This is a genomic window from bacterium (genome assembly GCA_031082185.1).
Taxonomy (GTDB): domain Bacteria; phylum Sysuimicrobiota; class Sysuimicrobiia; order Sysuimicrobiales; family Humicultoraceae; genus VGFA01.
The window spans coordinates 70,373-85,050 of record JAVHLI010000002.1 but is presented as its reverse complement, the minus strand read 5'-3'; the positions used below and the strand labels follow the sequence as shown (position 1 = coordinate 85,050).

The 14,678-nt window shown below is 69.0% G+C and carries 15 protein-coding genes; all 15 read left to right on the top strand.

All coding sequences use genetic code 11. The features are described 5' to 3' along the window. Positions 1–37 precede the first annotated feature (37 nt). The 15 genes from RDU83_02755 (at position 38) to RDU83_02685 (ending at position 14,631) form a co-directional block, all read left to right on the top strand. A complete protein-coding gene (locus RDU83_02755; protein MDQ7839930.1) occupies positions 38–649 on the top strand; it encodes a nucleoside triphosphate pyrophosphatase in 612 nt (203 codons plus the stop codon). A gap of 85 nt (positions 650–734) precedes the next feature. After that, positions 735–1,433: a DNA repair protein RadC gene (radC, locus tag RDU83_02750; GenBank protein MDQ7839929.1), complete on the top strand. Its 699-nt coding sequence runs from the start codon at positions 735–737 to the stop codon at positions 1,431–1,433. Positions 1,434–1,457: 24 nt separating this feature from the next. Continuing rightward, positions 1,458–2,495 (top strand): rod shape-determining protein, encoded by a 1,038-nt coding sequence (locus RDU83_02745; protein ID MDQ7839928.1) that lies wholly within the window; start codon positions 1,458–1,460, stop codon positions 2,493–2,495. Positions 2,496–2,531: 36 nt separating this feature from the next. After that, positions 2,532–3,347, top strand: a complete 816-nt coding sequence (gene mreC, locus RDU83_02740) for a rod shape-determining protein MreC (GenBank protein MDQ7839927.1) — start codon at positions 2,532–2,534, stop codon at positions 3,345–3,347. After that, positions 3,344–3,874, top strand: coding sequence for a hypothetical protein (locus RDU83_02735; GenBank protein MDQ7839926.1), 531 nt, complete (start codon positions 3,344–3,346; stop codon positions 3,872–3,874). The genes mreC and RDU83_02735 overlap by 4 nt, the downstream gene beginning before the upstream one ends. After that, a complete protein-coding gene (mrdA, locus tag RDU83_02730) occupies positions 3,871–5,643 on the top strand; it encodes a penicillin-binding protein 2 (protein ID MDQ7839925.1) in 1,773 nt (590 codons plus the stop codon). Before RDU83_02735 ends, mrdA begins: the two co-directional genes overlap by 4 nt. Next, positions 5,640–6,731, top strand: coding sequence for a rod shape-determining protein RodA (rodA, locus tag RDU83_02725; protein MDQ7839924.1), 1,092 nt, complete (start codon positions 5,640–5,642; stop codon positions 6,729–6,731). The genes mrdA and rodA overlap by 4 nt, the downstream gene beginning before the upstream one ends. A 38-nt stretch (positions 6,732–6,769) precedes the next feature. Beyond that, entirely contained in the window at positions 6,770–8,458 is a 1,689-nt protein-coding gene (locus RDU83_02720) for an Rne/Rng family ribonuclease (GenBank protein MDQ7839923.1), read from the top strand. Between the two features lie 50 nt (positions 8,459–8,508). Continuing rightward, on the top strand, positions 8,509–8,826 hold the full coding sequence (gene rplU, locus RDU83_02715) for a 50S ribosomal protein L21 (GenBank protein ID MDQ7839922.1): 318 nt from the start codon (positions 8,509–8,511) through the stop codon (positions 8,824–8,826). Positions 8,827–8,847: 21 nt separating this feature from the next. After that, on the top strand, positions 8,848–9,114 hold the full coding sequence (rpmA, locus tag RDU83_02710) for a 50S ribosomal protein L27 (protein MDQ7839921.1): 267 nt from the start codon (positions 8,848–8,850) through the stop codon (positions 9,112–9,114). A 71-nt stretch (positions 9,115–9,185) separates the two neighbouring features. Further along, entirely contained in the window at positions 9,186–10,268 is a 1,083-nt protein-coding gene (gene obgE / locus RDU83_02705) for a GTPase ObgE (GenBank protein MDQ7839920.1), read from the top strand. Next, positions 10,265–10,906: a nicotinate-nucleotide adenylyltransferase gene (gene nadD / locus RDU83_02700; protein ID MDQ7839919.1), complete on the top strand. Its 642-nt coding sequence runs from the start codon at positions 10,265–10,267 to the stop codon at positions 10,904–10,906. The genes obgE and nadD overlap by 4 nt, the downstream gene beginning before the upstream one ends. After that, positions 10,899–11,285, top strand: coding sequence for a ribosome silencing factor (gene rsfS / locus RDU83_02695; GenBank protein ID MDQ7839918.1), 387 nt, complete (start codon positions 10,899–10,901; stop codon positions 11,283–11,285). Before nadD ends, rsfS begins: the two co-directional genes overlap by 8 nt. A 7-nt stretch (positions 11,286–11,292) precedes the next feature. After that, positions 11,293–12,165 (top strand): GNAT family N-acetyltransferase, encoded by an 873-nt coding sequence (locus RDU83_02690; protein MDQ7839917.1) that lies wholly within the window; start codon positions 11,293–11,295, stop codon positions 12,163–12,165. A 21-nt stretch (positions 12,166–12,186) separates the two neighbouring features. Beyond that, a complete protein-coding gene (locus RDU83_02685; GenBank protein ID MDQ7839916.1) occupies positions 12,187–14,631 on the top strand; it encodes a DUF4962 domain-containing protein in 2,445 nt (814 codons plus the stop codon). Positions 14,632–14,678: the final 47 nt, after the last annotated feature.

Genomic DNA, 14,678 nt, shown 5'->3' with positions numbered 1-14,678 from the left:
CCCTGACGTGCATATTTCGGCCCCTCTGGGGGACGGGGTGCCGCCGCTGGTGTTGGCTTCCGCCTCTCCCCGGCGCGATGAGCTCCTGCGTCAGGTCGGGTGGTCCTTCGAGACCGCAGCAACGGTCGCGGAGGATGAGACGTTGGGAGTGCTTGCATCCGGCGCGGGCCACCAAGGGTGGACCCTCGATCAGGTGCGGGCGTACGCGCGCGGGGCTGCGCTGGGGAAGGCCAGGCCCGTCAGCGAAGCGCGGCCGGACGCGGTGGTCATCGCCGCCGATACGGTGGTGATGGTAGATGGGATCGTGCTGGGAAAGCCCACGACGGCGGGCGAGGCGGTGGAGATGCTCCATCGCCTCTCGGGTCGCACGCACCACGTGATCACCGGCGTCGTCGTCGCCCACGGTCGCCGTGGCGTGACGCTGGCCGATGATTCCACCACCGCGGTGCAGTTCCGGGTGTTGCCGCCGGAGGAGATCCTCCGGTATGTAGCGTCCGGCGAGCCGATGGATAAGGCGGGGGCGTACGGCATTCAGGGCCGTGCGGCGCTATTCGTGGAGAAGCTGGAGGGGGACTACTTCGGGGTGGTGGGTCTCCCGCTGGCACGGTTGGCACGCATGCTGGAGACGATCGGCGTGCGACCAGCCTAGCTCCGCCGGCCGCTCCGGTTCAGCCCGCCGCCTCCCGCGCGGGGGCGAACGGGTGTCCCCAAATGGCGCTGGAACCGGAGCGTTGATGGTGGTGGCTGGTGGGCTGTCCGTCAAACTGCTTCCCCCAGAAGACCGACCCAGGGAACGCCTCCTGCGCAGCGGCGCTGCCGGGTTGTCCTCCGTGGACCTCCTGACGGTGCTGCTGCGAACCGGCACCCGTTCCTCCGGCGCGGCCGAGGTCGCAGGCGAGCTGCTTGTCTCCTACGGCTCGCTTCAAGCCCTCAGCCAGGCAGGGCCGGACGATCTGCTGCGGCAGTGTGGGATAGGTCCGGCCAAGGCCGGGGCAGTGCTGGCGGCGTTCGAGTTGGGAAGGCGGGTGCAGGCCGCGCCGGCGGCGCGCCGGCCATTGGTCAGGGCGCCGGGTGACGTGGCGGCGCTGCTGGCCGGGCAGATGCGACACCTGGACCGCGAGCACTTCCGGGCCGTGCTGCTCAACACCCGGCACGAGGTGCTGGACGTTACCAGCGTGGCCGTCGGAGGGCTGGACAGCGCGCCCATACACCCGCGGGAGGTGTTCAAGGAGGCCATCAGGCGGAGCGCCGCCGCGGTCATCCTGGTGCACAACCACCCTTCGGGCACGCCTGAGCCCAGCGGGGACGACCTGCGTATTACCGCCCGTCTGCAGGAGGCCGGGCGCGTGGTGGGCATTGAGGTGCTCGACCACATCATCATCGGTGATGGGCGTTTTGTGAGTTTGCGGGAACGCGGCGCGCTGGCGGGCTGACGCCTGCGTGCCCTGGAGGCTGAGATGATATTGGACAGGTTGCTGGCGCATTTTGGGCGCGACATGGGGGTGGACCTGGGTACGGCCAATACCCTGATCTACGCACGCGGCGTGGGCATTGTCCTGCGCGAGCCTTCGGTGGTCGCCAAGCGCCTCGACGACGGCCTGATCCTGGCAGTGGGCGAGGAGGCCAAGCGGATGATCGGCCGCACACCTGGGGACATCGTGGCCACGCGGCCGCTGCGCGACGGCGTGATTGCCGATTTCGACACGACCGCGACAATGCTTGCCTACTTTCTCCGCCGGGCTTCGAACGGCCGGATGTGGATACGGCCGCGGGTCGTGGTGGGCATCCCGTCGGGCTGCACCGAGGTCGAGAAGCGGGCGGTCGTTGACGCAACGCTGCAGGCGGGTGCCCGAAACGCCTACCTCATCGAGGAGCCCATGGCCGCCGCGATCGGCGCGGGGCTGCCGGTTTCAGACCCAATCGGCAGCATGGTGGTGGACATCGGCGGAGGCACGACCGAGGTAGCGGTCATCGCGTTGGGCGGTATCGTGGCCAGCCGGTCCATACGCATCGCGGGCGACGAACTGGACGAGGCGATCATCCAGTACGCCCGCCGCTCGTACAACCTGCTCATCGGCGAGCGATCGGCGGAGGGGATTAAGATCGCTGTAGGCTCCGCCTTTCCCGTTCGGGAGGAGAACGCCGTGGACGTACGCGGGCGCGACCTGGTCTCGGGCCTGCCGCGTACGGTGCGCATGACCAGTGGGGAGGTCCGCGAGGCGATAGCCGAGCCGGTACAGGCGATCGTGGACGCGGTGAAGCAGACGCTGGAGCGGACGCCTCCGGAGCTGGCCGCCGACATCGTTGACCGCGGGATGATCCTGGTTGGCGGTGGCGCCCTACTGCGCGGAATGGACCGCCTGCTGGCGGAAGAGACAGGCATGCCGGTTTCGCTCACGGAAGACCCGCTGGCGGCCGTGGTCATGGGCGCCGGGAGAGTCCTGGAAGATATCGAGACGTTGCAGAAGGTGCTGGTCGCGTCCAAGCGCGGATAGGAGCGCTGGCGCACCATGGGGCCGAGTGTCGCCTAGGTGAGACGGCGGATCGTACTGGTGGCGGTGTTAGCAACGGCAGCGCTAGCGTTGCTGACGTTTCAGGTGCGCCTGCCCGAACGCCGGGCGCTGGGTCCCGTGAGTTCCTTCCTGCTGGCGTGGCTTGGTCCCGCCCAGGGCGTGCTTTCGCGCGTGGGTGATGCCGGTACACGGTTCTGGCGCCTCTACTCCGAGATAGGGCGGTTGCGCGTCGAGAACACGCGCCTGCGCGAGGATATTGAGCGCCTCTCCGAAGAGACGGTTCGGTTGCGCGAGCAGGCCCAGGCAACGCAGCGGCTGGAACGGCTCCTTGAGTTCAGGCGCCAAGCCCCAGGCCGCGCGATCGGCGCACGGGTGATTGGACGAAGCGGCGCGCAGTGGTTTGCGGTCATCCAGGTGGATCGCGGCGCCAGGGACGGCGTACAGCGCAACGACACCGTGGTGGGTGCCGGAGGTCTCGTAGGCCGCATCATTGCCGTCACCCACTCGACGGCGCAGGTGCTGCTGATAACCGACTCGCGCAGCTCCGTGGGCGTGGTGCTACAGCAGTCGCGCGAATCGGGCGTGGTGGATGGTCAGGGTGGGCCGCTGCTGCGCGTGAAGTACCTGTCCAGGGCGCGCGAGATAGCGGAGGGAGAGGCCGTGCTGACCTCGGGCCAGGCCGGCGTGTTTCCCCGCGGCCTGCCGGTGGGAACGATCTCAGCGTTCGTGCGCGAGCAGGGCGCCCTTCACCAGGAGGCAACCGTCCGTCCCGCAGCAAGCCTGACCCACATCGAAGAGGTGCTGATTCTGATCGGGAGCCCTCCTAAGCCGTGACGCTGCTGAGGATCGCGCTCTTCGCGGGCCTGCTTGTAGCAGGTGCGGTCGTTGACGGCGCCTGGCTGTCCCGGCTGCCCTGGTGGGCCTCACCCGACCTGCCGCTTCTCATCGTCGTGGCCTTCGGCCTACGGGGGGGGGTGGAGGCCGGGGCTCTGGCCGGCGCTGCTGCCGGATACCTCCGGGACGTGACCGGCGGCAGCCCTCTTGGGGTCTTCACCCTCTCCTACCTGGCAGTAGGCACCGCGGCAGGAGCACTCGCAGCCGTGGTGGATCTGCGGCAGAGGTATCTGTATGCCGCCGCTGCGGCGCTCGCCACGATGGGACTGTCGCTTACGAGCGGTCTGGTGGTGGCCGTCACCGGTCTCGCCTCCGTGGGTTGGCCCCTACTGCTGCGGGAAGCTGCTGCTGCCGCCGCCTTCAACGCGCTCTTTGCCCGGCCCGTTGCCGCGGTTGTAGCATGGGCCGAGACCGTTTCCCGCGGTCGCGATTCGACGAAGATCGTGGCTCGAAGGGCGATACGATGAACATGGACACCGCGCCCTGGAGCCCGCGCGTGGCCCGGTTGGGCTTGATTATCCTCCTGGTGTTTGCGCTGATCGAGGGGCGCCTCTGGTCTCTGCAGGCCATTGACGGAGGCCGCTACCTCGAGCTGTCCGAGCAGAACCGGCTGCGCGACTACAAGGTTCCGGCGCCGCGCGGCGTCATCTACGATCGGGGCGGGCACCCGATGGTGACCAACCGGCCGGCCTTCACGGTGAGCGTGCTGCCCATGGAGGTGTCCGATCCGCAGCGACTGGCCTCAGGGCTTGCCTCCATCCTGGGGGTCGAGCGCGACGAACTGCTGGCCCGCCTGGAAGCCGGCCGCGTCAGGCCGTTTGAGCCCGTGGCCCTGCGCCGGGACGTGCCTAAGAGCGTTGTGATGACAATCGAGGAGCGCCGGCTCGACCTCCCAGGCGTGATCGTGCAGGCAGAGCCGGTACGCGAGTACCTTCTGGGGAGCCTGGGAACGCATGCCCTCGGTCACCTGGGAGAGATCACCGAAGAGGAGCTCCGCGCCAAGCCACAGTACCGGGCCGGCGACCTAATCGGCAAGTCAGGAGTGGAGCGCACCCACGACACGCACCTGCGGGGAGAGAACGGCAGGCTGCGCGTCGAGGTGGATGCAGCCGGGCGGCCGGTGCGCGTGCTGAGCCGCAAATCGTCCCGCCCCGGCAACTCCCTGGTGCTCAACCTTGATGCAACCCTTCAGGGGGTTGCGGAAAAGGGCCTGCGCGGGCGCACCGGCGCGGTGGTGGTGATGGACCCCCGGAGCGGAGAGGTACTGGCGCTGGCCAGCGCGCCCACGTTTGACCCCGGTCTGTTCTCCGGAGGGATCAGTCCCGCCAACTGGCGGCAACTGACCGCGGACCGCAGGCTCCCGCTGCTGAACCGGTCGGTTGAGTCCACCTACGAGCCCGGATCGGTCTTCAAGGTGGTCACAGGGCTCGCCGCGCTCGGCGAAGGTGTGACGCAGCGCGACAGCCGGTTCGAGTGCACGGGATCGCTCCGGCTCGGCCGTTGGGTCTTCCGGGACCTGGTGGTACACGGCACGGTCAACTTCATCAAGGGCACCGCGGTATCGTGCAACGTGATGTTCTGGCAGTTGGGCCGTGCGCTGGGAGAGGACAGGTTGGAACACTACGCCAGGGCCCTGGGACTTGGCCGGGTCACCGGGATTGATCTTCCGGGCGAGGCCGCCGGTCTTGTTCCCTCGGCCGCGTGGAAGCAGCGGGTCTGGAAGGAACCCTGGTACCCCGGAGACACGCTCAACATGAGCATAGGCCAGGGGTTTGTCCTGACCACACCCGTGCAGATTGCCCGCATGGTGGGCGCGGTGGCGACCGGCGGGAAGCTGGTTCGGCCGCACCTGGCGCGCCGAGTGCTGTCGCCGGACGGCACCGAGGTGATGGTATTTGGTCGGGAGACCGAGGACGCACCGCTGACATTGACGCCGGCTGCCCGCCACGCGATGCGCGAGGGGATGCGCGCCGTGGTCGAGGGCGGGACCGGTGCCGCGGCGGCGGTGCCGGGCATGGCGATCGCCGGTAAAACCGGCAGCGCCGAGAACCCCAGGGGCATCCCGCACGCTTGGTTTGCGGGCTACGCTCCAATTGAGAGCCCGGCGCTGGTCGTGGTCGTCTTCATAGAGCACGGTCGCCGGGGCGGTGAGGTCGCCGCGCCGATCGCGCGCGCGCTGTTTGAGGCGGCCCGGCCGCTCCTGGCGCCGCAGCCGGCAGGTCTGGTGCGGCCGTGAGGGCGCGCCGGCTCCGCGAGGTGGACTGGGTGCTGATCGGCGCCACCATCCTGATTGCCGCTTTTGGCGTCGTGGCACTGATCTCGGCGCGGCACGGATCCGCGGATGCGGCGTCCTTCCTGCGCGCCCGCGCGCTGCACCTGTCGCTCGGCGCCCTGGCGCTGGTTGCCCTGGCGGCGACGGACTACCGCCAGTTCGCCGGCGCGTGGCAGGTGGTCTACGCGGGCACTCTGGTGCTGTTGGCTTCGGTGTTCGTCCTCGGAGACACGCGCATGGGGGCGCAGCGGTGGATCGCGCTGGGGGCGTTCGGTGGCTTCCAGCCGTCGGAGGTCGCCAAGCTGGCCCTTGTGATCACGCTTGCCAGGCACCTGGAGGGTGTGAAGTCACTGCCCCGCCTGCGTTCGCTCTTTCCGTTCGCCCTGCACATCGCCCTTCCGGCTGTGCTGATCGTCCGCCAGCCCGACCTTGGCACCGCGCTGGTGCTGCTTGCCGTACTGGCGGCCGTGCTGTACGTGGCCGGCGCGCGCGCGCAGGATCTGGCCGGGGTCGCGGCCGCCGCGGCCGTCGCCGCCCCGTTCTTGTGGAGGATGCTCCACGACTACCAGCGCCGGAGACTGACGGCGTTCCTAGATCCGGGTGCCGATCCGCTGGGCGCCGGATACGCGCTGATACAGTCCAAGATCGCCGTTGGGTCTGGACAGATCTTCGGCAAGGGGCTTTTTGCCGGCACCCAGAGCATGCTGCGGTTCATACCAGAGCAGCACACCGATTTCGTGTTCACGGTGGTCGGGGAAGAGCTTGGTCTGGTCGGTGCCACCCTGCTGCTCGGGTTGTACCTCGTGTGGTTGTGGCGCGCGCTCCGCATCGCGGAGGGCGCGCGCGACCGCCTTGGAGCGCTGGTGGCCACCGGCATCGCCGCGATGGTCGCGTTTCACGTTGTGGTCAACGTGGGAATGACGGTGGGGCTGATGCCCGTAACCGGCATTCCCCTGCCGCTGGTGAGCCACGGAGGCACGGCAATACTCACAACTCTTGCCGGCACGGGGATGCTGCTCAGCATCCACCTGCGCCGGCGCCCGGGAAGCTGACAGGGGAGGCGGGTCCGGGAGAACAGGGAGATGGGATCATGGAAAGAGAGATAATCGCCAGCATCGAGGCAGGCGAGACGCGCGTGGCCGTCTTGGAAGACGGCACGCTCGTCAACCTGTTTGTTGAGCGGTCAGAGCCCGTGGCCGGCAACATCTACAAGGGCCGGGTCACCAACGTCCTGCCGGGGATGGACGCAGCGTTCGTGGACATCGGCCTTGATCGCAACGCCTTCCTTCACGTGGCCGACATCCGATCGCAGCGGCTCGACGGTGAGGAGGGTGAGGAGATCGAGGAGTCGTTCGGCCGCGGTGCGATCGCCGAGCGGCTGCGCTCCGGCCAGGAGATCCTGGTTCAGGTCACCAAGGAGCCGATGGGGTCGAAAGGCGCGCGGGTTACGACCTACGTGGCCCTGCCGGCCCACTATCTGGTGCTGATGCCGACCGTCAACTACGTGGGGGTGAGCCGCCGCATCACCAGCGAGGCCGAGCGCAAGCGGCTGCGCCAGATCGCCGAACGGGTTCGGCCCGAGAAGGTGGGCATCATCGTGCGCACCGCCGCCGAGGGAGTCGAAGAGAAGGTCCTCTCCGACGACGTGGCGTTCCTCCGGCAGATGTGGAACCGGGTGCTTGAACGCGCGCGCGCCGGCAAGGCGCCGGCGCCCGTCTACCAGGACCTGCGCCTGATCCGGCGCGTCGTGCGCGACCTGTTCACCGAGGACGTGGATCGGTTCGTGGTGGACTCGCCGGAGGAGTACGGACGGATCGCGGACCTGCTTTCCTCGTTTGCCCCGCAGCTCCGATCCCGGCTTGTGCTCCACCGCGACGTTGAGCCGATCTTCGAGCGCCGAGGGATCGAGCGCGAGATAGACCGCGCGCTGCGCCGGCGGGTCTGGCTGAAGTCGGGCGGGTACGTGGTGATAGACCGGACCGAGGCGTTGACCGTCATTGACGTCAACACCGGCAAGTACGTCGGGAAGACCGACCTGACCACCACGATACTGCGCACGAACCTCGAGGCCGTCGGCGAGGTCATGCGCCAGATCACGCTTCGGGACATCGGCGGCATCATACTGGTGGACTTCATTGACATGGAAAAGGCGGATCACCGCCAGCGGGTCCTCGACGCGCTGGAGGAGGCCGTGAAACATGACCGGTCCAAGGCCCACGTGATTGACCTCACCGGCCTGGGCCTGGTTGAGATCACCCGCAAGCGCGTCTACCAGGACCTGGACGAGATCATGCGGACTCCGTGCCCGTACTGCGAGGGCCGCGGCCGGGTGCTCTCTCCGGAGACGATGGCGGTCCGAGTGCGGCGCGAGGCACGCAGGCTGGTCCGCGGCACGAAGGCACCCGCGGTGCTCATCGAGGTGCACCCACAGGTGGCCGGCGCGTTGCTGCGGGACGGCGCCGACTGGGTGCGATCGCTGGAGGAGGCCTCGGGCAGGCGCGTGCGCTTCCGCGGCAGAGAGGGACTGCACCTGGAGCGCCTGAACGTTGCCGAGGGCGAGAGTTTGAAGGAGCTGGAGGCGGTTTCTACTGAGGGCGGCAAGCGGGTTCAGTTCTGGATGGACCGGGGCCCCGACGAGGTTCTCTCGCTGGCGGAGCCGGACCCGGATTACGAGTTGGCCCTGGCGCTGGCCGAGGAGCCACGGCAGGGGGCCGGCCGAAAGGGAGTCGTCGCGCGGGTGCTGGGGTTGCTGCGGGGAAGGCGCGAGCAAGCGAATTGACCCATTCCTGCCCCCGTGGTAGAATTCGTCCGGTCTGGTGGAGGTGCGATGTGTACGCGGTTATTGATTCTGGAGGCAAGCAGGTCACGGTCCGCGAGGGCGATCTGGTGCGCGTCGAGCGCATAGCCGGCTCGCCGGGCGACCAGGTAACCCTGGACCGGGTGCTGCTCATTGGTGACGGCGAGACGCGGGTGGGTACGCCGACGGTTGAAGGCGCTTCGGTGCAGGCACGCGTCGTGCGGCAGGCCCGGGCGCAAAAAATCATCGTGATGAAGTACAAGGCCAAGGCGCACTACCGCCGGAAGACCGGCCACAGGCAGAATTTCACCGAGTTGCGCATCGAGCGCATAGCCGCGCCGGCTGGCTAGACAGAACCAGGGGGTAGGGAGATGGCATCCAAGAAAGGCGTTGGCAGCAGCCGGAACGGCCGCGACTCCAATAGTAAGCGCCTGGGCGTCAAGCGCTTCTCGGGTCAGGCCGTGAGCGCGGGCAGCGTCCTGATCCGCCAGCGGGGTACGAAGGTATTTGCCGGCAACAACGTCGGCCGAGGCCGCGACTTCACGCTGTTCTCGCTCGTGGACGGCGTCGTGGCTTTCGAGCGCCGCGGCCGGGACAGCCGGCAGGTCAGCGTCTACCCGGTTGCAGTTGCGGTCTAGCCCAACAGGTGCGCGCGGCTCAGGCCCGGGTTGCATGACCCGGGCCGTTCGCTTCTCCTGCGAGGCCTCCCATGTTCATTGATCAGGCGAAGGTCTACGTCAAGGCCGGTGATGGGGGCAACGGCTGTCTCAGCTTCCGCCGGGAGAAGTTCATACCCAAGGGCGGGCCGGATGGCGGGGACGGCGGGGACGGCGGCAGCGTGATCTTCGTGACCGACCCCGGACTCCTGACGCTCGTGGACTTCCGCTATCGCCGGCACCTGCGCGCCCGTCGAGGCGCCCATGGGGAGGGCGCGAAGCGCTCGGGCCGCCGCGGCGCGGATCTGGTCGTTTCCGTGCCCGTGGGAACGATCGTGCGCGATGCCACAACCGGAGAGGTGATCGCCGATCTGGCCGAGGAGGGCCGGCGCGCCACGATCGCCGTCGGCGGCCGGGGCGGCCGGGGCAACGCGCGATTCGCCACTGCCACGCACCGGACGCCTCGGCGCGCCGATCCAGGGCAGCCCGGTGGGGAACTGCAGATTGAGATGGAGCTGCGGCTCCTGGCCGACGTCGGCCTGGTGGGTTTGCCCAACGCTGGCAAGTCCACGCTACTCCGCCGCATCTCGGCCGCGCGGCCCAAGGTGGGCGACTACCCCTTCACGACCACAGAGCCGACGCTGGGCGTGGTTGAGATCGAGCGTGGAGTGAGCTTCGTGGTCGCCGATCTGCCCGGGCTGATCGAAGGCGCCCACTTGGGTGCCGGGTTGGGGCACGCGTTCCTGCGGCACACCGCCCGGACGCGCGTGCTGATTCACCTGGTGGACGCCAGCAGTCCCGAAGACCCGGTCGAGGGTTTCGGCGCCATCCGCAGGGAACTCGGGCTGTACGATCCACGCCTGCTTGAGCGTCCTGTAATTGTGGCCCTCAACAAGATGGACCTGCCCGAGGCCAGGGCGCGCTCGGCGGACCTGCTGGCCCGGTTTTCCGCGTTGGGGATGCTGGCTCTGCCGACCTCCGGCGCCACCGGAGAAGGGCTGGAGGCGTTGATACGCGCGGCCTACGGCGCGCTGGGCCTAGGCCTCGACCAGGAGGAGACCTCCGCGGGCGGGAAGAAGTCAACCTCCGTGCGGGCCAAGGACCGCAGCCAAGGCGGGCGCGAGGCGACGGCGTGACCAGGGTCGGCGTCATGGGCGGGACCTTTGACCCGATTCACCACGGGCATCTGGTCACCGCCGAGGAGGCCCGGGTCCAGTTCAATCTCGACGGCGTCATCTTCGTCCCCAGCGGACAGCCGCCCCACAAGGATCCTGCCGACGTCACTCCCGCCGAACACCGGTACCTTATGGCTTTTCTGGCCACGGTTTCCAACCCGCACCTTAGCGTGTCGCGGTTGGAGATCGACCGCTCCGGTCCATCGTACACGATTGACACGATCCGTCAGCTGGCGGAGGAGTTCGCCGGCGCGGAGCTGTTCCACGTTACCGGCGCCGACGCCATCATGCAGATCATGCGCGGAGAGTGGGAGCGGTCACCCGAGCTGCTCGGTCTGTGCGAGTTCATCGCTGCCACCCGGCCCGGGTTCGTCTTGGATCTCGATGTGCTTAGGCGTGACAACTGCACGGGGAGGCCCCTGGTGAATGTTCACGCGATGGCCATTCCGGCACTGGCGATCTCGTCCACGGAAATCCGCGCCCGCGTGCGCACTATGCGGCCCATCAAGTACCTGGTACCCGAGGCGGTCGAGGCCTACATCGTCAAGCACGGCCTCTACAAAGAAGATCCGGCGCGTCCGGAGCCATCAGGTGGCTAGGCCCCGCCCGCGCGGAAAGGCGCCCGGCGGCAAGGCGCCCGCTCCGGAGTCGCTGCCCAAGGCGCTGCTGGCCGCGGAGACGGCAGAGGCGAAGCGTGCCGAGGACGTGCTCGTCCTCGACCTGCGCCAGCAGACCCTCGTGACCGACTACTTCGTATTGTGCACCGCGACCAGCCGCGTGCAGATCCGTGCCGTGGCAGACGCAATTGCCGAGGCCCTCAAGGGCAACCAGACCCGTGGCGTGCGCGAGGGTGCCGAGACCGGGCAGTGGATCCTGCTCGACTACGGCGACGTTGTAGTCCATGTCTTCGGTCCCGAGACCCGGGCCTTCTACAGGCTCGAACGGCTCTGGGCCGATGCGCCGGTCGTGGACCGGTAGGCGGCCGATGCACCTGGCCGTCCGGCCGGCGACGATCGAGGACGGCACCACGCTCGTCCGCGTGCTGGACGCGGCGTACGCCGGCGGCTACTCGGCCACGTTCGACCGCGACGGTCCGCTGCAGCCCAACGATCTGTGGTGGGCCCGGTCGGAGAAGGACATCAGCGTGATCGAGGTCAACCGAGATCCCTCCGGGCTGCTGGTGGTCGGCCGCAGCGGCGGCCAGTGGCTTGCTGAGGAGATCTTGCTGGACGGGTTCTCCGGGTACCCGGCCCGGACGCAGGAGGCGCTTCTGGGCCGGATCAGCACCCACCTGACGGCCCTGTTCCAGCGCGCGGGCCAGAACGCGATGCTCCTGCGCGTGGCCGATACGAGCCCGTTCGGCCTCCTCCTGGTTCGGAGCCTGCACGCGGTTTTCACCAACGCCCTGCTGGTCTATCGGTATCGCGGCCCCAAGCGCCCCGGTATCGGCTCTCCACAGGGTTACGAGGTCCGCCGATGGATGCCCGCCGACGCGCGCGAGGTCGGCCGGCTGGTGCGCGAGGTAACGCCTGACCGCAGCCGCATTGACGAGGTCGAGCGGGCGCTGCGGGCCAAGGACGGGAAGGGCCACGTGGCGTGCAGGGATGGCCTGGCCGTTGGTGTTGCCACGGTCGAGATGCGTCAGGGCCGGCATGATTGGTTCGTCGGCGTGCGCGAGACGCACCGGCGCCGCGGGCTGGGGCGCGCGCTCGCGCACGCGGTCATCGGCGCGATGGCGGCGCGCGGGACGCCGCCGTACGCGACCGTTTGGGCACTCGACCCCATAGCCGGGCCGTTCCTGCGCGCTCTTGGATTCGTCGTAGAGCGGACGTATCTCTATGTGGAGAAGCCGCTTTAGCGCAGCGACCCGCGTAGCGCGGTGAGGACCACCAGGACCGCATCCCTGGCTGTCCTGCTGCTGGCCTTCGCGCTTCCCGCAGGTGGGGGGCCGGCTCCTGCCGCCCTCGACCGGCCCCCGGGTGAGTTCGAACTGCCGTATTCGCCTGCCGACGGCGCGGTGGTCTCCATCACACCGCCGGCCTTCGTTTGGATTCCGGTTGCACGGGGCGCGCGGTACGCGCTGCAGGTGGGGCCGGCTCCGGATCCTGCAACGTCTGGAGGCCGAACGGTCCGAGGGATTACGATGGCCTCGCACGCGCTGCGCGAGGCGCTCGCTCCCGGACGCTGGGCATGGAGGTACGGCGTCGAGTCCTCCGATGGCACCGTCTCCTGGAGCCGCGTGCGGGCTTTCACGGTAGCTGTGGACGCGCGCGCCTGGCCCTATCCCGGTGTGGACGCCATGGTCGGTCGGGTACCCAGAGGGCGACCGCGTCTGTTCGTGCGCGCCGAGGAGGTGGCCGCCTACCGCGGCCGCGCGCGGGACGGCGACCTCCGCGGTCTGGCGGCGCCCATCGTGCGCGCTGCCGAGCGCGACCTGGGCGGGCCGCTGCCTCCGGAACCCGATTTCCTGCCGCGCACCCAGCCCGACCGCGGCCGCGTCTTCGCCGAGATCATCCGGGGCACGCGGCCGGCGATGGACGCGATGGAGCGGGTTGCGCTGGCCTACCTGCTGACCGGCGATGCGCGCTTCGCCGATGAGGCGCGGCGCCGCCTGCGGCACTTCTTCTCCTGGGACCCGCTGGGACCGACCGAGCTGGCGCACAACGACGAGCCGGCGATGTGGATGATGATGCGCGGGGTGCGGGCCTACGACTGGATCCACGACCGCGTCCCGCCCGAGGAGCGCGAGGCGATTGAGCGCGTGATGCGGGTGCGCGCCGAGCAGATGCACCAGGTGTTGCGACGCCGACCGTTCGAGAGTAACCCCTACGAAAGTCACGCCGGCCGGATCATCGGGTTCCTGGGCGAGGCCGCGCTTGCGTTTATCCACGAGTGGCCTGAGGCGCGCGACTGGCTGGACTACGTGGCTACCGGCTACTGGACTTCCTATCCGGCATGGGGCGGTGACGACGGCGGTTGGGCCGAGGGCCCGGCGTACTGGGGTTCGTACATGAACTTCATGCTGCACTTCGCTGTGGCGCTGCGGACCGCCGCGGGCGCGGACATCATGGGCAAGCCGTTCTTCGCCAACACACCGCACTACGCCGTGTACACCGCGCCGCCCTATCACCGCTTGGCACCGTTCGGAGACGGCCAGCACAGCCGGGTCGAGCTGGGCAGTCTCATGTACTGGTTCTCGTCGGTGCTGCGTGACCCGGTGGCGCGCTGGTATGCGGACGCGCGCCGGCGCGGGCCCAGCTCAGACATTCTGGGGGTCGTCCTGGCGGACGCGACCCTGGCAGGACGGCCTCCGACCGCGCTGCCCCAGAGCCGGGTCTTTCCGTCGGTGGGCCTGGTCGCCATGCACAGCGCGTTGGGCGATCCGGACAACGACATCTATCTGTTGTTGCGCAGCAGTCCCTACGGCTCGCACAGCCACGGACACTCCAACCAGAACGCGTTCACGGTTGAGGCCTACGGCGAAGCCCTGGCCATCGCGTCGGGATACTACCCCTGGTACGCCTCGCCGCACCACGACCTGTGGACGCGCGAAACCCGGGCCTCGAACGCGATTACGATCAACGGCGGGCAGGGACAGGGCAAACGCAGCATCCGGGCGCGCGGGAGGATCGAGGCGTTTGCCACCGGCGGCGGTTATGACTACGCTTCTGGTGACGCCACGCCTGCCTACGAAGGACGGCTGCTGCGCGCGGTGCGCCGAATCGTGCACGTGCGTCCGGGTGTGTTCGTCGTCTACGACGAGGTTGCCGCGCCCCAGCCGGTCACCTGGGAGTGGTGGCTGCACGCTCTCTCACGGATGGAGGTGGATGAGGGCGCTGCCGAGGTCCGTGTGCGCGAGGGGAGGGCAGGAATGGTCGTACGCTTCCTCGATCCAGGCGGCCTTGCGTTCGCGCAGACCGACCGCTTCACCGTGCCGCCGGAGGACGGGCGGCCCAACCAGTGGCACCTGACCTCCTCGACGCGGTCGGCGCACACCGCCACGGTCTTTCTCACGGTGCTCATGCCGCACCGGGCCGCGGAGACCTCGGGCCTGCCTCGCATCACCAAGGTAGAAGGAGAGGGCGCGCTGGGCGTCGCCCTGGCCTGGCCGGACGGCCGGCGCGACCTCGTGGGCTTCCGCAGGCCGGGCCGCTCCGAGGCAGTCAGGATTGAGGGGATCGAGGCCGACGCCGCGGTGTTCGCGGTGGGCACGGCACCAGGAGGCGTCCTGCGGCGCTGGCTGGTTGGGCAGGGGCGGCGCCTGTCGCTGGGTGACAGGGATCTGGCGCCCGGGGGCCCGGAACGCACGGCCACCTGGCCCTGACATCGGCTGATTGGGCAGGGGCGGCTTCCCGCGTGGGCGAAGCCAGT

Coding starts and splice junctions, on each gene's coding strand:
- RDU83_02720 (MDQ7839923.1), top strand. CDS start 6,770: ATGGAAAGAGAGATAATCGCCAGCATCGAGGCAGGCGAGACGCGCGTG.
- radC (MDQ7839929.1), top strand. CDS start 735: ATGGTGGTGGCTGGTGGGCTGTCCGTCAAACTGCTTCCCCCAGAAGAC.
- rpmA (MDQ7839921.1), top strand. CDS start 8,848: ATGGCATCCAAGAAAGGCGTTGGCAGCAGCCGGAACGGCCGCGACTCC.
- obgE (MDQ7839920.1), top strand. CDS start 9,186: ATGTTCATTGATCAGGCGAAGGTCTACGTCAAGGCCGGTGATGGGGGC.
- RDU83_02745 (MDQ7839928.1), top strand. CDS start 1,458: ATGATATTGGACAGGTTGCTGGCGCATTTTGGGCGCGACATGGGGGTG.
- RDU83_02690 (MDQ7839917.1), top strand. CDS start 11,293: ATGCACCTGGCCGTCCGGCCGGCGACGATCGAGGACGGCACCACGCTC.
- mrdA (MDQ7839925.1), top strand. CDS start 3,871: ATGAACATGGACACCGCGCCCTGGAGCCCGCGCGTGGCCCGGTTGGGC.